The organism is Rhodococcus sp. A14 (assembly GCF_011603105.1).
GTDB classification, from domain to species: domain Bacteria; phylum Actinomycetota; class Actinomycetes; order Mycobacteriales; family Mycobacteriaceae; genus Rhodococcus_F; species Rhodococcus_F opacus.
The window spans coordinates 110,104-134,694 of sequence record NZ_JAAOQS010000006.1 but is presented as its reverse complement, the minus strand read 5'-3'; the positions used below and the strand labels follow the sequence as shown (position 1 = coordinate 134,694).

Below are 24,591 nucleotides of genomic sequence, written 5' to 3'. Positions count from 1 at the left end.
CAACAGCACGATGTCACGAACCAGTCGCGACGTGGTCGACCTCGGCACTTTGATCGTGCAAGGCGACGACCGTCAGGGAATCGTCGCGGCGGTCTCGTCCTTGCTCGCGAAATACGGCGCGAACATTGTCTCACTGGACCAGCACTCGACCGACCCTGCCGGCGGCAGATTCTTCCAACGCACGACGTTCCACTTGGAGGACCTACCGGCACAGATTCCGTCCCTGTCCGACGAACTCGACAACGTTCTAGGCATGTTGGGACAGTCGTACAGGTTGACTGAAGCTCGCAAGCCGAAGCGCGTCGCCATCATGGTGTCCAAAACGGATCATTGCCTCCTCGACCTCCTATGGCGGCAGCGTCGTGGCGAAATCCACATGAACGTGGGGATGGTCATCGCGAACCATCCCGATCTCGGGGACGACGTTCGCGGATTCGGCATTCCGTTCATCCACATCCCCGTAAACCGGGCGTCACGGGCACAGGCGGAGGCGGAGCAGTTGAAGCTTCTCACCGACAACGTCGATCTCGTTGTCCTCGCTCGCTACATGCAGATTCTGTCCGGTGATTTCTTACAACAGGTGGGAGTGCCGGTAATCAACATTCATCACTCATTCCTGCCCGCTTTCATCGGTGCGGGGCCGTATCAGAAGGCGAAAGATCGAGGCGTCAAACTGATCGGCGCCACGGCCCACTACGTGACCGAGGACCTCGACGAAGGGCCGATCATCGAGCAGGACGTCGTGCGGGTCTCGCACGTGGAGACTGCAGCTGAGCTGCAACGAAGAGGTGCGGACGTTGAGCGCCAGGTGCTTTCTCGCGCCGTTGCCTGGCACTGCGAGGACCGGGTAATCAGAGACGGGAACCAGACCGTTGTCTTCTGATTCTCGTCTAACCACGGTAGGAGAGGGAGTCGGCATGTCGGCCCGATTGCTGAACGGCCGCGAGGTGTCGCGAGTCATGCGCGAAAAGCTTGGGACCCAGGCACAGCAATACTCGAGGGACTTCGGTCGGCGCCCGGTTCTGGCGACGGTACTGGTCGGCGACGACCCCGCCTCGCACACCTACGTGCGTATGAAAGCCGCTGCCTGCACCGAGGTCGGTATCGAATCGCGCCGAGTGCATCTCGACGCGGGGTTGAGCACGAATGCTGTCTGCGCGGAAGTTCGGGCGCTGTCTGAAGACCCCAATGTAGATGGGATTCTTCTGCAGCACCCGGTGCCACCCGGAGTGGACGAACGCGCTGCGTTCGACGCCATCGATCCGGCGAAGGATGTCGACGGTGTCACCCGAGACTCGTTCGCGGCCATGGCATTGGGAACCGCGGGCTTCGAATCCGCAACCCCCGGCGGCATCATGAGATTGCTCGATTCGTACGCCATTGCACTCAGTGGGCGGCACGCAGTCGTGATAGGTCGCAGCCCGATCCTCGGCAGACCGATGGGAATGCTTCTGCTGGCTCGTGACGCGACGGTAACCTACTGTCACTCACGCACTGCGGATCTGAGCTCCCACGTCGAGTCGGCCGACCTAGTCGTGGCGGCGGTGGGGTCCCCCGGACTGGTCCGAGGCGAGTGGATCAAACCCGGTGCTGTCGTGATCGACGCAGGCTACGCGGACAACAAAGGTGACGTCGACTTCGACTCGGCGTCTCGCAAGGCGTCATACATCACGCCTGTGCCAGGGGGCGTCGGCCCGATGACCATCACCACGCTGTTGGAGCAGACAGTCCGCGCCGCGCGAGAGCGCTCCATGAGCTGATCGATTTGTCCGGGTTTTTTCGTGCAGCGAGACGACTGCCGGAACGGAAATCCTCGTTCTTGCGCCGACCTGTACGCGCCTTGCCGATTCTGGTTGTCGTCGTCGTTGTCATGCGGCAGCGCGAGAACCGCCCACTGCAAAACGCTGTCCACGTCAGTGCGGTACTGGTCGGCTTGTTCAAGAATCGAGGTCATCGCTTACTCAGGCCAATCCGGCGCCGGCGCGTTCCGAACGGGACCACACAACTGAGATGGACGCCTCGGCTCGTGGGATCGGCGATATCCTGGGGGAACATCGTCGAGAGGTGAGCAATGTGGCGTTCGTTGGCCGTGCCTCGAGCGGGATGAATCGATGTAATCGATGACTGATGTCGATCCGTTCGCGACGCAGCGCGACGTGGCCGGTTCGGTCACGGCGGAGCTGGCTGCTGCCGGATTCGAGGACGCCCAAGAGATCGGCAGCGGAGGGTTCGGCGTCGTCTACCGCTGCACGCAGGCTGCGCTCGACCGCACCGTAGCGGTGAAGGTCCTCACCGTGGACCTCGACGAGGAGAATCAGGCACGGTTCCTGCGCGAACAGCGCGCGGCAGGAAGGTTGACCGGACACCCCAATATCGTCAACGTTCTCCACGCCGGTGTGACCGACAACGGTCGCCCCTTCATAGTGATGCCGTACTACCCCCAGGATTCTCTCGATGCGCAAATCCGACGTCGCGGACCGCTTCCACTGGACGAAGCGCTGCGGCTCGGAGTGAAAGTAGCGGGCGCCCTGGAGACCGCGCACCAACTGGGAATCCTTCATCGCGATGTCAAGCCCGGGAACATCCTGTTCACCGACTACGGTGAGCCGGCGCTGGCAGATTTTGGGATCGCCCACATCTCTGGCGGGTTCGAGACCACTGCGGGCATTGTGACGGGTTCACCGGCGTTCACCGCCCCCGAGGTCGTGGCCGGCCAACCAGCCAGTCCAGCCGCCGACGTCTACGGTCTCGGTGCGACACTGTTCGCCGCGATGACCGGGCACGCAGCGTTCGAGCGCCGGAGCGGAGAGCAATTGGTCGCCCAGTTTCTCAGGATCACCACAGAACCCGTCCCGGATCCCTGCGAGCACGGCGTTCCGCACGATGTCGGTGCGATTATTGAAGTTGCCATGTCCGCAGACCCGGGGCGTCGTCCGTCCGTCGCGGAACTGGGTCAGCAACTCGAGACTTCCCAGCTTCACCACGGGTTCGCGGTCGACAAAATGGCCCTTCGCACCGAAACGGGAGTGACACGAGAACATGAAAGTAGCCCGCCGATACGCACACATTTACCCGCGGCAACAGATACGTTAGCCGGACGCCGGGGGTCCCCCACAGGTCGTCTGCCCCTGGAGTTGACCAGCTTCGTTGACCGCCGCACCGAACTAGCAGAGGCGAAGAACGCGCTGTCGACCTCGCGACTGGTGACGTTGACTGGGATCGGTGGGGTCGGCAAGACCCGGCTGGCGTTGCGGGTCGCCACCAAACTGCAGCCCGATTTCCCTGACGGTGCGTGCCTGGTCGAGCTAGGTGAGCTTCGTGACGAGTCACTGTTGGTGGGCATGGTGGCGAGTGCGTTGGGACTACGCGACCAGTCGACGAAACCAATACACGAGGTACTCGTCGACTTCCTCGTCCCCCGCAAACTGCTACTGATACTGGACAACTGCGAGCAGATTGTGGATGCGGTGGCCGAGCTCACCGAAACCCTGCTACGCAGCTGTCCCGAGCTTCGGATCCTCGCGACCAGCCGTGAAGCACTCGACATCGGCGGGGAAGTGGCGCAGCTGATCCCGCCGCTGCCTGTACCGGATCCCGATCACCTGCCCAGAGGGCTGCCCCGCAATGACGCGGTAACGTTGTTCGCTGAACGGGGAGCCGCCGCCGTCCCGGGGTTCGCAGTCACCGAGGCCAACAAGGTCACCATTGCCCGGATCTGCCGGCGCCTGGACGGGTTGCCCCTAGCGATCGAATTGGCTGCGGCCCGGATGCGGGTGATGACGCCCGAGCAGATCGAGCAGCGGCTGACAGACCGTCTCGCGCTGCTAACGCGCGGCAGCCGGAACTTACCTTCACGGCAGCAGGCGTTACGAATGTGCATCGACTGGAGCCACGGATTGTGTAGGCCGGTCGAGCAACGGGTGTGGGCTCAGCTGTCAGTGTTCGCCGGCAGCTTCGAAATTGATGCTGCAGAACAGGTGTGCGGCGGTACCCTGACATCGGAGGCGCTACTCGATACCGTGACCGGCCTGGTCGACAAGTCGATTGTGACCCGGGTGGAGTCGGGCGACACGGTACGGTTCCGGATGCTCGATACCGTGCGCGACTACGGCCGCGAAAAGGCGCACGAGACCGGTCAATATCCCGAACTCTCCCGCCGACACCGAGATTGGTACGAGCAGTTGGTGATCAAAGCTGAAGGTGACTGGATCAGTCCCCGACAACTCGCGTGGATCAACAGACTCGCGCTGGAGCAGCCGAATCTGCGAGAGGCGCTTGAATTTTCGGCGTCCGATAGTCCCGAAGCCGGAATTCGCATCGCAGCCGCGCTCTACCACTACTGGTATACCCGGGGGTTGTTCAGCGAGGGGCGGCGCTGGCTCGAGCGCCTCCTCGCCTGTCAGACCGGCGCACTTACCCGAGACAGGGCCAAGGCGTTCTTTGCGTGCAGCCTCCTGGCCGGCGTGCAGGGCGATCTTCGCGCCCAGGCCGCCTTGGTAGAGGAGTGTCGCACTCTCGCCAGCCAGACGACCAACCCGATGCTACACGCTCACCTCGATCTGGCCGCGGGGGCCTTAGCACTGTTCAGTGGGGATCTTCCCGGCGCACGCTCGCATTTCGAGAATGCCATCGAGGCGGAAGCCACACAGGGAGACCTCACCTTCCAAGTCATTGCTCTCGGCCCCCTTGGAACGACTTACGCACTACTGGGCGATACGGAGCGGGCCATCGAATGCTACGAGCGCCTCCTCGCGATCACCGAGTCGCGGGGAGAATTCGTGTATCGGTCGTATGCAATGTGGGCGTTGGCTGTTGCGGTTTGGCGGCACAATGACCGCGCGCGAGCGGTACGGCTACTCGAGCAGGCACTGCAACTCGGTCGGAAAGTTAAAGACTGGTTGAGCACCAGCTGGTGTCTGCAAGCGCTGGCATGGATCGCAGCCGAGGAACACAACCCCCGCCGTGCGGCCGTATTGTTGGGAGCCGCAGAGCAGCTGAGCCGATCGGTGGGAAGTCCAACAGTGGTGGTATCCGCCCTGGTGGTCTACCAGGAGGAGTGCGAAAAGCAGACCCGCCAGGCGATGAGCGGGCAGGCGTTCGCCACGGCCCACGAGCGCGGTGGGGCACTCGGTTTCGACGCTGCCGTCGCCTACGCGCTGGGCGAGCAGGTTCCGCCGACATCGATATCCGCTCCTAGCTCGACGAAACTGACGAAGCGGGAACATGAGGTCGCCGAATTGGTCGCCGAAGGGTTGACCAACAAGGAAATCGCTGCTCGCCTTGTCATCTCGCCACGCACCGCGCAGGGGCATGTCGAACACATCCTGACCAAGCTGGGATTCGGCTCACGCGCACAGATCGCGGCATGGGTCGCCGAATCGCACAATAGGCCCTCCTGAACCACCGACCGACACTGGACTGCTGAATGCCGGCCTGGCGTACAGACAAGATCGACGATGCCGCGGTCGAACGCGCTTGTCGCGTAGCGCAGATGAATCGGCTACAACACCGCACGTCCTCCTGTGTCAAGCCCCTAGATCGGAATCCGCGGTGTCATTGGGGTTGGTGGCACCAATTACCTCACTGGCTCTCTCGGCACCGAGTACATAACGTACGGGCTAGAGTCTGGTCCTGGATTGTTGGTCGTGCTCGGGCATGTGGTGACATGGGGATACGCGCATTCGAATCGCGGCCTCCGGTTCCCACTTCCACGCTCGTATGAGGAGGAGCGGCACGTGACTGCGATAGTGCTCGCGGGACCGGGTAGCGCCAGACAACGCGAAGGGCACGCTCTCGGCCGACCGCGGAGTGCCTGCCCTTCGTCCGTATGTGTCGCGTAGGTCAGTGCTGGTATGTCGCCAGGTCTCGGTCCTTGCTCTCCTTCGTCAGGACAATGAACACTGAACTGACCACGGCGAGCGCGATCATGTAAGCCGCCACCAGGCCTGTGCTGCCGTCCGTAGCAGCCTGCAACGACACGAGGATTACGGGGGTGAAACCCGCGCCGAGGAGCGTGGCTGCCTGGTAGCCGAGAGAGGCACCCGTGTACCGAGCGGATGTGCCGAACTGTTCGGCGATGTACGCAGCCATCGGCCCGAAAGTCGCCGACTGGAACACGCTGAAGCCCAACACGAAAGCGAGTGCTACCAGTACCACGTTCCCGGAGGACAGCATGGACAGGATGGGGACGACGAACACCGCGAACCCGGCGAGGCCGGCCAACATGACCGGCCGACGGCCGATTCTGTCCGAGAGGCGCGCGAATCCCAGCAGTGCGAAGATGGCGATGAATTGGCAGATCGCGAAACCGATGAGGACGTCCGACCGTGTAGCACCCGACCTCGTGGCATAGCCGATGGCGAATGTCGCGAACATGATCTGTATCGCGACGCTGGCCATGCATCCCCCGGCCACGAGGACGACGTTCTTCGGACGGCGCAGGATGCTCATGAGCGGCGGCGGCGTGACCGGGACAGTGGCGGAATCGCGCTCTGTGCGCCGCGCCAAAGCCTCTTTGAAGACTGGGCTCTCCGAAACTCGACTTCTGATGAAGAGACCGAGCGCGAGGAGGACAGCGGAGAGTAGGAACGGGATGCGCCAGCCCCACAGGAGGAAGTCCTCCTCGGGCAGCACGGCCACGATCGCGAGTGCGATGGTGCCCAGCAAGGAACCGGTGGGTGCTCCCGCGTTGGTGAATGCCGCGGCGAATCCGCGTCCGCGTCCACCGACGTGTTCCAGCGACATCAGTGTGGCGCCGCCCCACTCGCCTCCGATGGCGATGCCTTGGCTCACGCGTAGCAGGACGAGAATGATCGCGGCCCAAGAGCCGATGGCTGACGCAGGAGGAACGAGCCCGATCAGGAACGACGCGCTGCCCATCACCGTCATCGAGACGAGCAACATGGACTTTCGGCCATATCGGTCCCCGAAGTGACCGAAAATTATGCCGCCGAGCGGGCGCGCGAGGTATCCGGCGGCGAACGTCCCCAGGGATGCGATGGTGCCGGCTACAGGCGTGAGATCGGAGAAGAAGACGGGCGCGAACACGATCGCCGCAGCAGTCGCGTAAAGCAGGAAGTCGTAGTACTCGATGGTGCTGCCGAGGTAACTCGACAGCACCACTCGTCGAATCTCCTTCTTCTTCGTGTCGGCGTCGGTGACGAGCGGCGGGTCCATGCTGGGAGTTGGTCGTAGTGGGGTCGGATCGACGGGTGAGCTCATGGTGCCTTCCTTGTGGGGAGTTCGAGGGCGCGCGCTGCTGCGTAGTGATCGCTCGAACCGGAGGCAACGGCGGCGGGAGACAGTCGCGGGCCGCGGTGCGCCGGCCGCCCCCGCCCGGCTCGGATGCTGCCGCCGGGCGAGCCGAAGGTGACGGACATCTGGTGAGAGAAAGTGGTGCCGAGACCCGTGTTTTCAGGAGATGGCGGCGTCGATCTTGTCGTAGCGGACCTCACGCACCCGCTCCATTACGGAACGGAGCGGCTCTGGGGCACGCCCGGTGATTTGCTTTACGTGATGGCTCAGAAGAGCCTGGTAGCCCTGTGCGACAGCCACTTCGGCGGAGACAAGTTCGTCGCTGGCCCATAGGTGCCCGTCCGGGCTAGGGGGCATGTTCGGATCGTAGGTGCGGGGAATCCCGATCGAGTCGAAGAATGCCAGCCGGTCGCGTTCGGTGATCGGTTGATACTCGATCGGTGTCGAGTGGATCTGCGCGCCGAGGGCTGCGATCTGATGAAAGTCCAGCAATTCCGGGCCTGTGATTTCGTAGACCGCGCCGACGTGGCGGGCGGGGTCCATGAGACAGGCGGCAGCGCTACGCGCGACGTCGCCCTTCGCAACGGGAGCCAGAAGCCCATCCCCGGTTGCCTGGGCCAAGATTCCTGACGGCACGGCGGGTGCCACCAGGATGTTGCTGACGATCTCCGCGTAGAGGGCGTTCCGCAGAATGGTGTACTTGAGCCCCGACGCGCGGAGATCCAACTCCGTCTGATGGTGGTCGATAGCGGACAGCGCAGGATTGCCCGGCTGCACACCGCCGACCGAGGTATAGACGATGTGACCGACGCCTGCCTTTTGAGCTGCTTCGATCGCGCCGCGATGCTCGGAAATTCGACGTCCGAGGTTGAGGCCGCTGATGAGGAAGAGTGTGTCGCCGCCTACGTAGGCTTCCTGGACAGAGGCTGGGTGCTGGTAGTCGCTATGCCGGATCTGCACAGTGTCGGAAGCGAGGCCAGCCAGTTTCTCCGGTGTGCGGGTGGTGAGGATCAGCTCCCGGTGCGGATCGGCTGCGAGCAATAGGCCCGTTACCCTCCGGCCTAGGTCACCCGATGCTCCGCTGATGATAATTCGACTCATGTGCACTCCTCGTATGCACGGCCCTGATCCGCTGGGCCGCCTTCGCTCAAACTGGTTGTGATGCAAGCTACATCGGACCACCGTCTGTGGCGTGGGTCCACATCCAAAATTGTCGTCGTTGTCATGCGCGGTGAGTATCGACCGCAGCCGATGTGTTTGGCGTATGAGGTCCGCAAACTTTGTGCCATTGCGACGAGGCGGTCGGCATCACATGCTGGTGTGGTCCGACGTGATCGCAGTCACTAGCAGCAGCCTGATCGCGTCCTACCGAGTGAAGAGAGACATAACATGGCACAGCTCGCCAGCACGGAACTGCCGGATCGCGACAAGATCCAGGTCTCGGATGCCGACCTCGTCGCCCGGGCTGCGGCCCTCGTCCCGCTCATCCGCGAGTACGCGGAACAGGGAACCAAGGACCGCCACATCGCACCCGAGGTGATCGACGCAATCTCGGAGGCGGGCTTGTTCCATCTCATGGTTCCCACGCGCTGGGGAGGCCAGGGAGCGTCGTTCAAGACTGCGGTCGACGTGACCGCCGAAATCGCCCGCGGTGACGGCTCGACCGGTTGGGTCACCGCACTCATGATGGTGGCGACCGGCTTCGCTAGCACGTTCTCCATGCAGGCGCAGGAAGATGTGTTCGGGGTGAACCCGAACGCGAGGATCTGCGGGATCTTCTCCCCGGGTGACCGCAGCGAGCCCGTCGAAGGGGGCTACCTGATGAGCGGCCGCTGGCCCTACGCCTCGGGCTCCTTCGCCGCCCAGTGGGCCAGCCTGACGATCACGCTGGAGGATGGTGAGCAGGGAATGGCGCTCGTCCCCGCAGAAGCCTTCACCATCGAACCGACGTGGTTCGTCGCCGGCATGCAGGGAACGGGTAGCGACACCGTTGTGGTCAAGGACCACTTTGTCCCGGAGTACCGCGTGCAGCGAGTGAAAGACATGTTCGCGTCGAACTTCCGCTCTCCGTTCACCGAGGAGCGGACGGCATCGATGCCCTTCAACGCCGTTGCCGCCGGCATTCTGGTTGCGCCGCAGATCGGACTGGGACGTCACGCCCTCGAGTTGACACGCGCGAAGCTTCCGCTGAAGCCGGTCGCGTACACGGCCTACCGCCAAGCCAAGGAGTCGCCTACCCACCAGATCGGTGTCGCGAAGGCGGCCACCAAGCTGCGCCTTGCCGAGATGTTGATGGCTGGCATGTGCTCTGACATCGACACCGCCGCCGAAAGCCACCAGCTGCCCAACTTGGAGGTGCTCGCGCGCATCCGCAACGACACAGGCGTGGTGGCGGAGCTGATCAAAGAAGAGATCGACTACCTCCTCACCGCGAACGGTGCCGGCTCGTTCGCCGACGTCAACGTGCTCGGACGGGTGTGGCGCGACAGCGAGACCGCGGCCCGGCACGCACTCGTGACACCCGAGATCGGGCGCGAAGCGTACGGACGTCAGCTCCTCGGAAACGATGATCCGACCATCGGATTGTGAGATGACGATGACCTCCGCCGTCGAAGGGAAGGTGTCCGATGTGCTGAGCCCAGCCGATTACAGACGGGTCATGAGTCACGTCCCAACCAGCGTCTCGATCATCACCGCGATGACCGACGCGGGACCCACCGGAATGACGGTGGGTACCTTCACCTCCGTCTCGCTCGACCCGCCGTTGGTCGCGTTCTACGTGGACCAGGGTTCCACGACCTGGCCGGTGCTGGCTGAAGCCGAGTACTTCGGAATCAACATCTTGAGGTCGGGATGCGGAGATGTGTGTCGGGCGTTCTCGCGACGTGGGCAGGATCGCTTCGCCGGTGTGGTGTGGCAGCCCTCAGATCGGGGAGTGCCCCTCCTTGAGGACGCGATCGTCACCGTGGAGTGCTCGCCGCACCGCGTCGACCGCATCGGTGACCACCTGCAGGTAGTGGGTGAAGTCGAGGATCTCATTCAGCAGGGAATCGACGAGCCGTTGATTTTCCTGCGGGGCGGTTTCGTCGACATGTCGGCAATTGCCGGCCGGTCGGTGGAGGCGTGATCTCCGAGCACCTCGAGATCCAGCTCCGTCCGGGAGCCGGCGGCGATCTCGAGGCAGCTTTCGACGAGATCCGGTCGCTGCTTCTGGCAGCGCCGGGATGCTCGGAGGCAACCTTGTCTCGGAGCGTGGATCGGGACGAGACGTATCTCCTTCGCGCTTTGTGGAACCGCGTGGAGGATCACACCGAGTTGTTCGCCGCGTCCGCTGCCGGAACGCGCGTCCGCGAGTTGATTCAGCCGCTGTGCGCTGCCGTACCACGGGTCACGCACTACGAGCACTGACTCCGCCGCGCCGTCGGGGCGGTCTCGCGTGGCGCCCTGGCATACGCAAAAGCTATGACCGGTCCGCCATATTGATATTTGTCGGATAGCTCATCCGGGTCAAGAATGTGGTGTACGACATACCGACCGCTCCTGCAGCTCAGGCGCAACGGTCGCAGCCATCCCAATCACGAAGGATTCTCGCGATGATCGAGGTCAAAGTAGATTTCGCGCGGTGTGACGCGAACGGCACCTGTGCCGCCCTCATGCCCGATGTGTTCCAGATCGCCGACAACGGCCTACTCGAGCAGGTCGCGACGACCGTGCCGGCCGACCGGGACCAGGATCTTGACGAAGTTATCCTCTGCTGCCCGATGGGGGCGATCTCGCGCGCATGAGCACACTTCACGCTTTCGACCCGTTTGCACCCGACTCGCCCAGCCACACCGGTGGTTCCGCGGACGGCGCGTCGCTCGTACAGGGCGACTACGGATACGCCGTTCTCGACTTCGACCTCGCGACCAAGGTTCTTCGGGACACCCGTTTCATCAATGCCGCCCTGACGTTGATGGAACAGTTCGGCATCACCGACGGGCCCGTCCATGACTTCCGTGCCAAGAGTCTGATCATGGCCGAAGGCCCCCGACACATGCGGCTCCGAACCCCGTTGGCGCGCTTCATGGGTCCCACCACGGTCGAAGACATCCGCGCGGTCCTGCGCGGCATCCTCGAAGACATCGATCCGGGAAAGGACGCCGCCGGACCTGTCGATTTCCACGCGGCCGTCGACCAGAAGATCCCCGCGAGGGTGTACTGCCACTTGGCGGGCGCGCCGGCCGAGGACGCCCCTGTCGTGGCCAGTCTGTCTGCGCGGACACTTGCTCTACTGCAAAGGGATCCGAGTCTTACCGAGTCAATACTCAAGGCCTACGACGAATTGTTCGATTACCTTGGCGACCTGATCGCGCGCAAGCGGCAGGCCGGACTCGGTGACGACATGCTGTCTTTCCTCATTCGTCAGGAGGCCGAAGGAAAACTGACCTCCGAGGAACTGCTCAGCGAAGCGACGGCGATGCTCGAAGCCAGCTCCGTGAACACGGCACACCAGACCGGTCTCGTGGTATGGACGCTGCTCCGTGACAGGGCGGCATGGGCCAGGCTCGTCGAGGATCAGTCGCTGATCCCGGCCGCCGTCGTCGAGGCCTGCAGGTTGTACCCCCGCCCCGGCATCGTCAGCAAGATCGCGTCGGTCGACATCGAGCTCGACGGCACGGTCATTCCCGCCGGGTCCGACGTGCACGTCGCCGTCTGGTCGGCGAACCGCGATCCAGAGCGTTTCGCGCAGCCCAACGCGTTCGACCTCGATCGAGAGCGAAACCAGCCGTTGACGTTCAGCACCGGTCTGCACGGATGCCTGGGTCAGAGCCTGGCGAAGGTCGAGATGGAAGAAGTGGTGCGCTACCTTTTGAACCACTACCCCCATGCCAGAGTCGTGGAGAACGGAACCGACATCGGACACGCCGGCGGCAGGTGGCTGGTCGGATCTCTGGCCGTGGACCTCAATCCCTCAACGACGGCGACGACATCGTGACGAGCGACTCCCCGTCGCTGACCGAGCGGCTCGCGACGTTCTGGGCTCGAACAGGCTACGACGATCTGCCGAAAGACGTCGTCGACGGAATCAAGGACCACATCCTCGATACCTTGGCCGTCGCCCTGGTCGGCACGACAACTCCCGAAGTGAGCGGTGTCGTCGACGCGCTGTCACGCTTCTCGGCCGGCGATGCCGGCAGCCTGGTGTGGGGGACCGGCACACGCCTCACCCCGGCGCACGCAGCCCTGGTCAATGGAACTTCCGCGCACGCCAGAGATTTCGACGACGGAGGCGGGCCCGGTCACGCGGGGTCGACCGTACTGCCCGCGGCGCTCGCGGTGGCCGAAAAAGCAGGGAGTACCGGTCGGCAGGTCATCGCCGCCACGGTCGCCGGTTACGACATCGGGTATCGAACCCTGCAAGCGGTCGGCGGATTCGCAGCACACACAGACCGAGGATGGCATTCGAGCGGTACGATGGGCAGCTTCGCCGCGGCGGCAGCGGCAGCGAAATGCCTCGACGCGGATAAGAATGCCTTCGCCGATGCACTGGGAATCGCCGGATCGTTCACCGGTGGGGTGTGGGCATTCATCGACGACGGTGCCTTGACCAAGCGTCTGCACCCGGGCAAAGCGGGTGAGACGGGTGTCGACGCCGCCGTGCTGGCGACCGGGGGAATCACCGGCCCCCGGCGAATATTCGAAGCGAAGTGGGGCGGCCTCTACGCTGTTATCGCCGGCGGCACCGGCCATACCGATCGGGCGCTGACTGGACTGGGGACGGACTTCAACGTCGCCTCGTCGTACCTCAAGCCCTACGCGTGCTGCCGCGGTTGCCATTCGGCCGTCGACGTGATGAAGGACCTCGTGACGAATCGGGGCCTGACGCCGGAAAACGTTCGCTCCATAGTGATCACTGCAGGTACGACCGCGGTGAACATGCTGTCGGTGTACCCGATCGACACCGTGTTCGACGCCCAATTCAGCCTTCCCTACGCGGTGAGCCTCGCGCTGTGCGCAAGCGCCCTGGGACTCGATGACTACGACCCACCACGGCTGAACGATCCGCGGATCGCCGCGACTTTCGCCAAGGTCTCCATGCGCGTCGACGACGCCATCGAGATCGAGGACGGACCCCGGTTGGACATCGAGTTGACCAACGGCGAAACCCTCGTCGTCGAGGCCGGGAACCCGACGTATGCACGTGGGTCCGCTCAGAACCCGATGACACACGACGAGGTCGTCGCGAAGGCAACGCTCTTGCTCGAACCTCTCGGAGGCGACATCGCCTCCCGGTTGGTGGCCGCCGTCGAGGCACTCGACGACGCACCCAACCTGTCCGAACTGCTGTCCGTTCTCGCCGCCGAAAGGGTGCCGACCCCATGACTTCCCCAGACAAGATCGCACGCACGGAGGTCATCTCGGCCGAACCGGTTGAGGCGATGGCTGCGCTGCTGGACATCGATGTTCCTCATGCGATCGGTGACACGGTGCCACCGATCTGGCATTGGCTCCACCTGCTTCCCCGCGACGCTGAGAGCGACCTCGGTGAGGATGGCCACCCCGTTGTCGGTATCCCCGCGCCTCCCGGCGGTGGACGCCGCCGGATGTTCGGTGGTGGCCGCGTCACCGCCTTCGGCAGTCTACGTATCGGCGAGCCCGCCACGAAGGTGACGTCCATTGCCAAGTCCGTGGACAAGGTGGGACGCACCGGCGCCCTGACGCTCGTCACGGTTCTGCAGGAGATCACGCAGGGCGGTGAACTGATCATCCGCGAGGAGCAGGACATCGTCTACCGCGAGGGAGGGTCGACCCCGCTTCCCACGCCTGCTCCGTCGTCGGCCCAGGTGAACGGCCCCACGCTGTCCCTCGCTGTCGACGAGAAACTGTTGTTCCGTTTCTCGGCACTGACTTACAACACGCACCGCATTCACTACGATCTCGATTGGTGCCGCCGAGAGGGATACGACGGCCTGGTGATCCATGGGCCGTTGCTAGCCTTCATGATGGCCGAGCACATGCGTCGACAGGACATCTCGTTGCAGGGCAAAACATTCGGATACCGTTTGGTGTCGCCGATGACCCGCCCGCAGACCTTCACCGTGGTTCCGCACGTCGACGGACTGGAACGCGGTGCCGAAGCACACAGCGCCGCCGGTGTCGTGTGCGCCACCAGTACGGTGACGGGGAGCTGATCGCTATGTCCACCACAACGGACGTCCTCATCGTCGGAGGATCGGTCGCCGCTATCCGCGCGGCCGAGACCGTTACCCGGCATGCGCCCGACCTCGGCGTCACCATCGTCAGCGACGAAGCGCATCCCCCATACGAGCGTCCTCCGCTCTCGAAGATCGGGCTCGGCGACGACCTGGATCTCGCGGCGTTGACGTATCCGTCCGTGGCGGATCTGCGCGCACGGGGGGTCGAGTTCGCTCTGAACACCCGTGCCACCGCACTGGACGTGGCGGGTCGCCGCGTCGTCACGTCGAACGGCGAGGTCGAGTATGGAGCCGTCGTCATCACCACCGGGTGCGATCCCATCTTCCCGGAGATGTTCCGCGGGCTGCCGGACGTGTTCGCGCTCAGGCGATTCCAGGATGCACAAGCTTTGCGTGCCGCGGTGTCCGATCACACCAAGTCAGTCGCTGTGATCGGAGCCGGATTCATCGGCGGCGAGTTCGCGGCGACGTTGGTCAAGGACGGCCGCGATGTCACGATCGTCGACCTCGCGGAGAAACCCCTCGGGCGCTTCGGCGACCAGGTTGCGGCGGCTTATGCAGCCCTGCACCGTGAGTCGGGAGTGACACTGCGCCTAGGTGACGCGGTCGTCGGCGTCGAGGACAGTTCGGATGGCCGCGTGCTCCGTCTCGCCGGGGGTGACACCGTACCCGCGGACGTCATCCTCGTCGGTATCGGCGTGCGCCCGTCGACCGAATGGCTGGAGAATTCCGGAATAACCCTGAACAACGGTGTGGAGTGCGACGCGCACTTGCGCGCAGCGGATCGTGTGTACGCGGCCGGTGACCTCGTGCGCTGGCCGAACGGTCGGTTCGGTACCTCGATGCGCGTCGAGCACTGGACCAACGCTGCGGAGCAGGGGCGTGTCGCGGGAACGAATGCTGCCAATACGGTGTCCGGGCTGCCGCCCGTGGAATGCGTCACCGTTCCGTACTTCTGGTCGGATCAACACGGTGTCCGCATCCAGTTCTCAGGGTTTCTGACCGGTGCCGAGGAGATCGTCGAGAGTAAGGAACCGGGCGGTTCGCTGTTCGTGTACAAGCTCGGCGACACCGTGACCGGAGTGTTGGCATTCGAACGTCGCGCGGAATTCGTCAGGATTCGGGCGATGCTGCGACGCGAAACCCGCTGGGACACAGTTCAGGGAATGCTACCCGTCGGGTCCTCGCTCGTCTGATCCGGGCTGGTGGGGTCGTGGTTATCGAGGTTCCGGATAATGTCGCCGAACCGTTCGGCGACGGGGGTGATGACGCCGTCTCGGCGGCTCACCACGCCGAGCGGAAGGTCCGGCCATCCCTCTTCGACGGCAACTTTCGCCACGCCGGGATGCTGTTCGGCCAGCTCGCGACTCAGAACGGACACCCCGACACCGGCAGTAACGAGACTGGCGGCCGTTTCGACGGTAGGCACGGATATCACCGACGCCGGGCTGCCTCCTGCTGTTGCGAACCGGTCGTCCAGCAGCCGGGACAAGCTCCGTGCGCCCGGTAACCGCGACGGAAGGACCCACCGTTCGTGTCGGAGGTCGGACAGGTGCACTCGGTCCTGCGTCGCGAGCCACGATGAGCGCGGCACGACGAGAGTCAGCGACGAGTGGGCGATGATCGTCATGGAGAACGCGACATCGTTGATCGTCGGCAGCGGCTCCTCGGCGAGAACGGGCACGACAGCGAGGTCGAGATACCCGGTAGCCAGGTTCTCCAGCAGCACTTGGGGATTGGCATCGGTGAGCTCCAGTGTGATGCGCGGGTGTTCGGCGAGGAAGACCGCAACTGCGGCACTGACGACCCGCCACATCCCGATCGGCTCCGCGCCGATCCGAAGATCGCCCTCGAGGCCCTGCCCCATTGACCGAAGCGCGGAGGTGATTCTCTGTTCTTCGGCGACGAGCCGCCGGCCGGCGCTTTGCAGATAGCGGCCCGCATCGGTCAGGGCGATACCGCGAGGGTGCCGGTCCAGCAGGCGAACGTCGAGCTCGGCCTCCAGCTTCGTCATCGCGCTGCTGAGAGGCGGTTGCGAGAGGTGCAGAATGCGCGCCGCCTCGGTGATGGACCCCGCATCCGCGACGGCCAGAAAGTATTTGACGCTCCGGATGTCCATGCGCCAAGTGTATGGCAACGGTGCTGCAATGGTATTGGCCTTACGGGGCCGAGTAAAGGATCGTGAACATCGGAGCGACAGCCCAGAGTTGTCGTGAACGCAGTACGGAGGAATCGTGCAAGAAGACCAGCAGGTAACAATCGTCGGAGCCGGGCCGACCGGTTTGCTGACCGCGCTGGGTTTGGCCCAGCACGGAATCAGTGTATCGGTGGTCGAGCGTGCGCCCGCGTTGCAGGACACACCGCGAGCGATCGTCTACCACTGGTCGACGCTGGACGGTCTGTCACGGCTCGGCCTGTTGGAGAAGGCATGTGGGGCGGGCTTCCTCAAGCAGGACTATGCATATCGGGTTCGAGACACCGGGGAGATCATCTCCTACGGGCTTGCTGCCCTGAACGGCAAGGTCGAACGACCGTACAACCTGCATCTGGGGCAGGGTGCGCTCGCCAAAGTCATCCTCGAGGAGCTCGACACGTTCGCCAACGCGCGGGTGCTGTGGGACCACGAGGTCACCGGCATCGATCAGGACGAGTCGGGCGTGACCGTCTCCGTGCGCGGCGTGGACGGCGACACGGTTCTCCGGTCGCAGTGGCTGGTCGGAGCGGACGGTGCGAGCTCGGCCGTTCGACGCACGTTAGACCTGGGCTTCGAAGGTATGACGTGGCCGGAGCGCTTCGTGGCGACGAACGTCCGCTTCCCGGACGACCGCGACGGCTGGGCCCAGTCGACGTTCTACGTCGACGATGTCTACGGGGCAATCATCGCGAAGATCGACGAGTCCGGCGATCACGGGATGTGGCGCTACACCTATATGGAGGATGCCTCGCTTCCGGCCGATTCCATCGACGAACGCATGCCGCGGTTCCTGTCCGCCGTGTTCGGACCCGAAGTGGCCGCCCGGACCGAGGTGGTCGCGGCATCGCCGTATCGGATGCACCAGCGTTCCGCGTCGTCGTTTCGAGCCGGCAGGGTGCTTCTTGCCGGCGACGCCGCGCATGCGACCAATCCCACAGGCGGACTGGGGCTGACCATGGGCTTGTTCGATTCCTACGCGCTCATCGAGGGCCTCGGGGCAGTGGCGCAGCACCGCGCCGACGACGAGGTGTTGACCGCGTACGCGGACCAGCGTCGGGCCGCGTTCGTGGACAAGGCGAGTCCGCGCGCATCGTCGAACAAGAAGCTGCTCTTCCACTCGTCGGATCCCGTCACGCGCGACCAGGACCTCGAGATGTTCCGGCGCATGTCTCGCGACCCAGAATTCGCCGCAGAAGTTCTGTACTTCACCAAGACCCTCGAAAGTCCGTCTCTGCTCTCGTCCGTGTAGGACGCGCCGCCTCGGACGCCACTCGAAACGAAAGAACTGCAACATGAATCCTCTTGATGGACTCACGATCGTGTCGTTGGAGCAGGCCGTCGCCGCTCCCTTCGCCACACGACAATTGGCCGACCTCGGCGCGCGCGTCATCAAAATCGAACGACCGGTCGTCGGTGATTTCGCGCGAGGCTACGACGAGACCGTCAACGGCCTCGCCAGTCATTTCGTGTGGTTGAACCGGTCCAAAGAGTCCGTGGCCCTGGATCTGAAGAGTGCGGAGGGCCGAGAAGCGGTGCAGGCTTTGGTCGACCGGGCCGACGTTTTTGTTCAGAACCTCGCCCCCGGGGCGGCGGATCGGCTGGGGTTGGGCGCCGAGGAGCTCCGTGCTCGGAATCCGCGGTTGATCCACGTGTCCATTTCGGGTTACGGAACGGGTGGGCCGTACTCGTCGAAGAAGGCGTACGACCTGCTCGTCCAGTGCGAAGCTGGCCTGGTATCCATCACCGGTACCGAGGACGAACCGTCCAAGGTCGGTATCTCCATCGCCGACATCGCGTCGGGAATGTACGCGTATTCGGGTGTGCTCACCGCCGTGATTAAACGGGAGCGCACCGGCGAGGGCGCCACGATCGAGGTGTCGATGCTCGAAGCGTTGTCGGAGTGGATGGGCTTTCCGCTGAACTACGCGATATACGGGGGCGCGTCCCCCTCCCGCACCGGAGCCCGGCACGCGGCGATTGCTCCATACGGTCCCTTCACGTGCGGCGACGGCAACCAGGTCTTCCTCGGCATCCAGAACGAACGGGAATGGGCGACGTTCTGCACCTTCCTCGGATCGCCGGAGCTGGCGCGAGACGAGCGCTTCGTGCGCAACTCCCTGCGTGTCGAGCACAACGCGGAGTTGCGCGCCGTTATCGAGGGGGTCTTCCAAGCCTTCACGGCCGAGCGGGTGGCCGAGCTACTGGAAGTGTCGGGTATCGCCAACGCTCTGCTGCGCACCATGGACGGTCTCGCGGAGCATCCGCAGCTCGAAGCGCGGGGCAGGTGGCGCACCTACCAGTCGCCGGTCGGGGAGTTGCGCGCCCTGATTCCACCCGTCACCATGTCCGATTCGACCCCCGTCATGGGTCCGATCCCGGACGTTGGGCAGCACACCGAGGCGATTCTGGCGGAGTTCGGGATCGCACCCGAATCCACGGTTCCGGCGGGGTTCTGACCGTGTCGACAAGTGTCTCCGCGCTCGCGGAGACCACGGCGCGAGTGCAGGAGGCCACGACGTTTCTGTTCGTTCCCGGGAACCGCAGCGACCGGTTCGACAAGGCGCTCGCCACCGGGGCGGACGTCATAGTCCTCGATCTCGAGGACTCGGTGGCACGAGGAGACAAGGCCACAGCGCGAACCGAGGTCGTGCGGTGGTTGTCCGAGGGCGGACGCGCATGCGTGCGCGTGAACTCGGTGGGCGACCCCGAGCACATCGGCGACGTGGATGCACTGTCGGATCTGCCGGGACTCACCGCTGTCATGGTCCCCAAGGCGGACGATTCCGTCCGGTATCTCGATCTCCGCCAGCGACTCCGGTGCCCCGTCATCGCGCTGATCGAATCCGCGGTCGGTGTGGACCGGTCGGGAGTGATTGCCGCCGACCCGGGCGTTGCACGGCTGGCGTTCGGCCATCTGGACTACGCCGTGGATCTCGGCGCGGAACCAACGCGTATCGCGATGCTCCACGCTCGGTCACAGCTGGTGCTCGCGTCACGAGTGGCGAACAAGCCGGGACCGGTGGACGGGGTGACGACGGCACTGAACGACGGTGCGGTTCTCGCCGACGACGTCCGCTATGCCATCGAACTGGGCATGGCCGGCAAGCTGCTGATCCACCCGTCGCAAGTAGAGCCGAGCCGTACGGCTTTCCACCCCAGCGACATCGCCGTCGCTCACGCACGGAAGATCGTCGACGCCGCTGCGTCGGGTGCGGCGGTGCGTGTGGACGGCTTCATGGTCGACGCGCCGGTGTTGGCCCGCGCCCACGCGGTTCTGCGCGCTGCGGGCGCCCCGACCCCCCACGTCGACTGAGACGATGCTGGTCGGTACGACGCCGGTCAGTACGACATAGACAGGATTTGGTCGCGGTCGTACCGGAGATGCGGATGCTGCTCGCGCAGATGGTGCTGAACCTCGTCGACCAGAAGGTCGTCGGTGCGCCCTTCCATGAGCTCCCCGCACGGACATTGCACGTAGCGTCTTCTCTCACCCGTCATGTCTCGACAATAACCGGCGGTCAGGTCTCGGTGTGTCCTCCCATATCGCTCAACCAGCGACAATGCGTCCAGAGTATGAGGACGGGGAACATCCTGGCATTGCGATGACGGGCACGTCAGCACAGGATCGACAGTGATCGGGATCTCGCCGGTGCAGGCGACAAGCCGGCCGTATGCGCCCGCCGACACCGAAGTTCGGGATCACGCGACCTCGCAGCAAGGAGAACTTATGTCCGTCACCGTCGACCGGCCGAGCAGCCTCGACCGCACCCGCTTCTTCATCGACGGCACCTGGATCGACCCGGTGCGCACAGAACTCCGGGACCAGATCGAGGCTGCCACCGGCGAGCGCATCGGGGTGGCCGCGCTCGGGAGCGAGGCCGACATCGACGCAGCCGTTCGCGCCGCCCGTCGGGCCCTGGACGAGGGCCCATGGGGCCGAACCACGGCTGCCGAGCGCGCCACCGTGCTTCGTGCTTTCGCTGACGCCCTCGACGCCCGAGCGGTTGACACGGCAACGCTCGTCAGCCGCGAAAACGGGATGATTCTCGGGCTGTCGCAGGCACTGAACGGCGGAGCCCCGGGGGCTCTGCTGCGCATGTACGCGGACATCGTCGAGAACCTGCCGCTCGAATCGGTCCGCCCGAGCCAGGCGGGATCGACCATCGTCCGCCGCGTGCCAGTGGGCGTCGTCGGTGCGATCGCTCCGTGGAACTTCCCGCAGGCCCTGGCGATGTTCAAGATTGCGCCGGCGCTGGCCGCCGGGTGCACCGTTGTTCTCAAACCGTCCCCCGAGACTGCGCTGGACTCATATGTATTCGCCGATGCAGCGCAGGAGGCGGGCCTGCCGCCCGGTGTCCTCAACATCGTCCTCGGCGACCGCGACGCCGGCGCGGCGCTCGTCTCACACCCTCTGGTCGACAAAATCGCGTTCACCGGCTCGACCGAAGCAGGGCGCATCATCGGTCAGGAGTGCGGTCGGCTGCTTCGCCGTTCCACTCTGGAACTGGGCGGAAAGTCCGCGGCCATCGTCCTCGAGGACGCCAACCTCGAGACCTTCCTCGCGGGCTTGGACAACGCATCGTTCCTGAACAACAGCCAGACCTGCACGACGCAGTCACGCATCCTCATCGCACGCTCGCGCTACGACGAAGTGGTGGATGCCGTCGCGAACTTCGCCGACTCGTACACACTGGGCGACCCGCTGGACCCGTCGGTAACCATGGGACCCATGGCGACCCCCACCCACCGAGACAAGGTGCTCGGCTACATAGACATCGCGAAGAACTCGAACGCACGCCTGGTGACGGGCGGTGGTCGGCCCGACGGTCTCGATCAAGGATGGTTCGTCCAGCCCACGGTATTCGCCGATGTCGACAACTCCGACCGTCTGGCGCGCGAAGAGGTATTCGGTCCGGTCATGGCTCTGATCCCGTTCGAAGGAGACGACGAAGCGGTCCGAATGGCGAACGACAGCAACTACGGCCTCGGTGGATCCGTATGGAGCGTTGACGAGGATCGCGCCCTCGGAGTGGCTCGTCAGGTCCGCACGGGCACGATCGGCCTGAACTACTACACCCTTGATCTCGGCGCACCCTTCGGAGGATTCAAGGACTCCGGCCTCGGACGAGAACTCGGCCCCGAGGGCCTCGATCCCTACCTCGAGTACCAGTCCGTGTACGCCTCGACGCGGTACCTGGAGTCGACCACGTCGGCCGGAGCTGCCCGGAACGCAACGGCATCCAGCCCCGCCGAGGTCGTCGCCGCGTACTTCGCCGGTGTCGCCGCCGGCGACGCCGCCGCGGTGGCGGACCTGTTCGCCCCGGATGCCCTGTTGCATAACGCAGCGGGCACCCTCTCCGGCGCGGAAGCTATCGGACGCATGTACGAAGGTGGCTTGAAGGCAGGGAAGATGATCCCCTCGCCCAGGACACCCGTCGTCGACGGGGAGAACGTGTCAGTGGAGATCGACCTGAACGCCAACGGCTCGCAGATCGTACTGGGAGATTTCTTCACCGTTCGAGACGGCAAGATCACTCGGCTCGCGATCTACAGTCTGACCCCGGACGGCGGGCGCCTGCTCAACGACGTGGGTGTCGATCCGTCCAGCCGCACGCCGTAATCGGTGGCAGTGACCCCGGGTCTGTCAGCACCACCACACCAAGCATCAAACGATCACAGGGAGCATAATGAAGATCGCAGTCTTCGGTCCGAATCGACGAGTCGGCGTTGTCGTGGGCGATGACGTCGTCGACGTCAACGGTGCGTACGCCAAATATCTGACCGAGCGCACGGACAGCGTGCGTCCGGCGGCGCGAGCGGCGCACGAGGTGCCAGCCGAGCTGAATTCCTTCATCGAGCAGGGGGACGACGCACTCGCCGGTGCAAACACGGCGCTCGACTTCCTGTCGGAGGACAGCGACAAGACGGGCGTCGACGGCGAACAGCTCGTGTTCCCCCTGAACGCAGTCACGCTGCACGCGCCGATCGAAGGGCAGTCGCGAATCTTCGCCGCACTGGCCAACTTCGCCGACCACATGCAGGCCGCTGCCGACAACACCTCTAACGGGAGTGACAAGGCAACCCTCGACCGGCTGGTGTCCGGTGGTCCGAAGTACTTCATCAAGGACCCGCGAGTCGTCTCGGCCGACGGTGACGACCTGGCCTACCCGCGCCGGACCAACCTGCTCGACTACGAGGCGGAAGTGGCCGTCGTGATCGGTAAGCGTGCCAAGGACATCGCGGCCAACGACTTCGGTTCGTACATCTGGGGTTACACGCTGGTCAACGACTGGTCCATCAGGGATAACGTCTCGTTCGGACCGGACTTCCAGTACTCGAAGAACTTCGATGGCGCCGCAACGGTTGGTCCCTGGATCGTCGTCGACGAGAGCCTGGATCCGCAGGACATCCCGGTGGAAGCACGCATCAACGGCGAGGTTCGGCAGAGCGGGAACACCAAGTCGATGATCCATAGCTTCGCCTCGCTCGGGGAGTACCTGTCCAGGGATTCGACGCTGTTCCCCGGGGATCTGATCAGTGGGGGGACGCCCAAGGGGACGGCCGTCGATTCCAGCACCCGCGACGCCGAGGGGAAGTTCGCGGACGATTCGCTCTTCCTGAACCCGGGTGATGTTGTGGAGGTCAGCTCCACCGCACTGGGCTCCATCACCAACACGATCTCCGGATCGCGCGGCGGGAAGAAGTAGTCATGGCCGCGAAGAAATACTCGGTCGGTGGTGTCTCGTACGACCGACCATTCAAAATTCGTCGTCTCAACCATTTCGGCATCAGCGTCACTGACACCGGAACAGCCGTCGGCTTCTACCGTGATGTCCTCGGCTTCGTGGTCGCAGACATGCTCGATCTGCAGAAGTACGATCCCGGTGTGTGGTTGGACGGCCTGTCCGACACCAAGATCTACTTCCTGCGGCACAACAGCGACCACCACACCCTGGTGCTCATGCCCCGTTCGTGGGTGGACAAGAACGACAACCCTGCTCGGGACGACATCACGGTCAACCAGATCACCTGGCAGGCAGGATCGTTGCGTGAGGTGGTGCAGGCTAGGTTGTGGCTCGAGGAGCAGGGCTCCACGATCGAGCGGTACGGCCGCGACCCCGGTTCCAACTGGCACACCTACTTCCCAGACCCCACCGGTCACACCAACGAACTCGAGTACGGCATCGAGCAGGTGGGCTGGGACGGCGTCAGCAAGCCGGAAGTGATGTGGCCCTGGGCCAACGAACATCCCGCGCTTCCCACGAAGTCGGAGGCGAGCGAGCTCGAGGAAGCCGAGGAAAAGGGCATCGACCTCACCTCGGGGCACCGCTGGATCGACACGCTACCCAAGACCTACGACGTCGGCGGAGTGTTGCTCGCCCGTCCCTTCAAACCGGTCCGCATCGGTCCGGTCAGCATCTTCGTTGCCGATCTCGATGCGGCGGAACACTTCTATACCGAAACGCTCGGACTGGTGAAGAGCGAGGAGTCGACCGTCGAGGGTCACCGCGTGCTCTTTCTGCGCGCCAACACCGAACACCACAGCATCGCACTCTTCCCGCTCGAGGTCCGGAGTGCACTGGGATTGAGCGACAACACGACCCTGCTGTCCTTCGGCGTCCAGCTCGGTTCCTACGAGCAGTTGCGGGACGCGAAGACCTTCCTCGAAGAACGCGGCGTCAAGCTGATCGATCTGCCGCAGGAGATTCACCCGGGCATCGACTACGCCATCCACGCGGTCGCGCCGGACGGTCACGTGATGCAGCTCTACTACTACATGGAGCAGGTCGGGTGGGACGGCACAGTGCGCTCACCTGAGAGCCGACGCCGCGTCGAACCCGGAGTCTGGCCCGAGACGCTCGAACCCATGTCCGATACCTATGGCGGCGAAACGTTCTGGGGTCCGCTCGGGTGACCACGCATCCGACCATCACCATTCATCGT

The 24,591-nt window shown here is 64.2% G+C and carries 20 protein-coding genes and 1 pseudogene; 18 read left to right on the top strand and 3 right to left on the bottom strand.

Annotated features, from left to right (window positions below; all coding sequences use genetic code 11):
* The first annotated feature begins 10 nt into the window (after nucleotides 1-10).
* From purU to G9373_RS05620, 3 genes are all read left to right on the top strand, one after another.
* Nucleotides 11-883 carry a formyltetrahydrofolate deformylase gene (gene purU, locus G9373_RS05630; RefSeq protein ID WP_095869994.1) on the top strand — a complete coding sequence of 291 codons (873 nt, stop codon included), beginning with the start codon at nucleotides 11-13 and terminating at the stop codon, nucleotides 881-883.
* 34 nt (nucleotides 884-917) lie between these two features.
* A complete protein-coding gene (locus tag G9373_RS05625; RefSeq protein ID WP_095869818.1) occupies nucleotides 918-1,760 on the top strand; it encodes a bifunctional 5,10-methylenetetrahydrofolate dehydrogenase/5,10-methenyltetrahydrofolate cyclohydrolase in 843 nt (280 codons plus the stop codon).
* 360 nt (nucleotides 1,761-2,120) lie between these two features.
* Entirely contained in the window at nucleotides 2,121-5,399 is a 3,279-nt protein-coding gene (locus G9373_RS05620; protein ID WP_167114314.1) for a protein kinase, read from the top strand.
* Nucleotides 5,400-5,841: 442 nt separating this feature from the next.
* Here the strand turns inward: G9373_RS05620 and G9373_RS05615 are convergent, their stop codons facing one another.
* Nucleotides 5,842-7,176 carry an MFS transporter gene (locus tag G9373_RS05615; RefSeq protein WP_240960385.1) on the bottom strand — a complete coding sequence of 445 codons (1,335 nt, stop codon included), beginning with the start codon at nucleotides 7,174-7,176 and terminating at the stop codon, nucleotides 5,842-5,844.
* Between the two features lie 237 nt (nucleotides 7,177-7,413).
* Complete coding sequence (locus G9373_RS05610; RefSeq protein ID WP_095869821.1) at nucleotides 7,414-8,355, bottom strand: NAD(P)H-binding protein; 942 nt, start codon at nucleotides 8,353-8,355, stop codon at nucleotides 7,414-7,416.
* A 288-nt stretch (nucleotides 8,356-8,643) separates the two neighbouring features.
* Between G9373_RS05610 and G9373_RS05605 the strand changes: the two genes are divergently transcribed.
* The 8 genes from G9373_RS05605 to G9373_RS05570 all read left to right on the top strand — a co-directional run bounded on the left by G9373_RS05605 (nucleotide 8,644) and on the right by G9373_RS05570 (nucleotide 15,649).
* On the top strand, nucleotides 8,644-9,843 hold the full coding sequence (locus tag G9373_RS05605; protein WP_167114308.1) for an acyl-CoA dehydrogenase family protein: 1,200 nt from the start codon (nucleotides 8,644-8,646) through the stop codon (nucleotides 9,841-9,843).
* 70 nt (nucleotides 9,844-9,913) lie between these two features.
* Nucleotides 9,914-10,381, top strand: coding sequence for a flavin reductase family protein (locus G9373_RS05600; RefSeq protein WP_240960373.1), 468 nt, complete (start codon nucleotides 9,914-9,916; stop codon nucleotides 10,379-10,381).
* Nucleotides 10,378-10,662 (top strand): antibiotic biosynthesis monooxygenase, encoded by a 285-nt coding sequence (locus G9373_RS05595; RefSeq protein WP_095869824.1) that lies wholly within the window; start codon nucleotides 10,378-10,380, stop codon nucleotides 10,660-10,662. The genes G9373_RS05600 and G9373_RS05595 overlap by 4 nt, the downstream gene beginning before the upstream one ends.
* A 185-nt stretch (nucleotides 10,663-10,847) precedes the next feature.
* A complete protein-coding gene (locus G9373_RS05590; RefSeq protein WP_095869825.1) occupies nucleotides 10,848-11,039 on the top strand; it encodes a ferredoxin in 192 nt (63 codons plus the stop codon).
* Nucleotides 11,036-12,232: a cytochrome P450 gene (locus G9373_RS05585; RefSeq protein ID WP_095869826.1), complete on the top strand. Its 1,197-nt coding sequence runs from the start codon at nucleotides 11,036-11,038 to the stop codon at nucleotides 12,230-12,232. The genes G9373_RS05590 and G9373_RS05585 overlap by 4 nt, the downstream gene beginning before the upstream one ends.
* Nucleotides 12,229-13,620 carry an MmgE/PrpD family protein gene (locus G9373_RS05580; RefSeq protein WP_133987367.1) on the top strand — a complete coding sequence of 464 codons (1,392 nt, stop codon included), beginning with the start codon at nucleotides 12,229-12,231 and terminating at the stop codon, nucleotides 13,618-13,620. The genes G9373_RS05585 and G9373_RS05580 overlap by 4 nt, the downstream gene beginning before the upstream one ends.
* Complete coding sequence (locus G9373_RS05575) at nucleotides 13,617-14,429, top strand: MaoC family dehydratase N-terminal domain-containing protein (RefSeq protein ID WP_095869828.1); 813 nt, start codon at nucleotides 13,617-13,619, stop codon at nucleotides 14,427-14,429. The genes G9373_RS05580 and G9373_RS05575 overlap by 4 nt, the downstream gene beginning before the upstream one ends.
* Nucleotides 14,430-14,434: 5 nt before the next feature.
* Nucleotides 14,435-15,649, top strand: a complete 1,215-nt coding sequence (locus G9373_RS05570; protein ID WP_133987365.1) for an FAD/NAD(P)-binding oxidoreductase — start codon at nucleotides 14,435-14,437, stop codon at nucleotides 15,647-15,649.
* Here G9373_RS05570 and G9373_RS05565 read toward each other — a convergent pair.
* Entirely contained in the window at nucleotides 15,613-16,572 is a 960-nt protein-coding gene (locus tag G9373_RS05565) for a LysR family transcriptional regulator (RefSeq protein ID WP_095869829.1), read from the bottom strand. The genes G9373_RS05570 and G9373_RS05565 overlap by 37 nt on opposite strands.
* Before the next feature lie 115 nt (nucleotides 16,573-16,687).
* Between G9373_RS05565 and G9373_RS05560 the strand changes: the two genes are divergently transcribed.
* The 7 genes and pseudogenes from G9373_RS05560 (at nucleotide 16,688) to G9373_RS05535 (ending at nucleotide 24,562) form a co-directional block, all read left to right on the top strand.
* The gene (locus G9373_RS05560; RefSeq protein WP_095869830.1) at nucleotides 16,688-17,896 is read left to right on the top strand and encodes an FAD-dependent monooxygenase; all 1,209 of its coding nucleotides are present in this window, start codon (nucleotides 16,688-16,690) and stop codon (nucleotides 17,894-17,896) included.
* 43 nt (nucleotides 17,897-17,939) lie between these two features.
* Complete coding sequence (locus G9373_RS05555) at nucleotides 17,940-19,103, top strand: CaiB/BaiF CoA-transferase family protein (protein ID WP_095869831.1); 1,164 nt, start codon at nucleotides 17,940-17,942, stop codon at nucleotides 19,101-19,103.
* 2 nt (nucleotides 19,104-19,105) lie between these two features.
* Nucleotides 19,106-19,960, top strand: a complete 855-nt coding sequence (locus G9373_RS05550) for a CoA ester lyase (protein WP_241031741.1) — start codon at nucleotides 19,106-19,108, stop codon at nucleotides 19,958-19,960.
* Nucleotides 19,961-20,374: 414 nt separating this feature from the next.
* Nucleotides 20,375-21,850 (top strand): annotated as a pseudogene (locus G9373_RS05545) (aldehyde dehydrogenase); the annotation flags it as partial.
* The gene (locus G9373_RS46250; RefSeq protein ID WP_240960383.1) at nucleotides 21,842-22,267 is read left to right on the top strand and encodes a nuclear transport factor 2 family protein; all 426 of its coding nucleotides are present in this window, start codon (nucleotides 21,842-21,844) and stop codon (nucleotides 22,265-22,267) included. The pseudogene G9373_RS05545 and the gene G9373_RS46250, both read left to right, overlap by 9 nt.
* A gap of 67 nt (nucleotides 22,268-22,334) precedes the next feature.
* Nucleotides 22,335-23,354 carry a fumarylacetoacetate hydrolase family protein gene (locus tag G9373_RS05540; RefSeq protein WP_095869833.1) on the top strand — a complete coding sequence of 340 codons (1,020 nt, stop codon included), beginning with the start codon at nucleotides 22,335-22,337 and terminating at the stop codon, nucleotides 23,352-23,354.
* A gap of 2 nt (nucleotides 23,355-23,356) precedes the next feature.
* Nucleotides 23,357-24,562, top strand: coding sequence for a VOC family protein (locus tag G9373_RS05535; RefSeq protein ID WP_095869834.1), 1,206 nt, complete (start codon nucleotides 23,357-23,359; stop codon nucleotides 24,560-24,562).
* The last annotated feature ends 29 nt before the right edge of the window (nucleotides 24,563-24,591 follow it).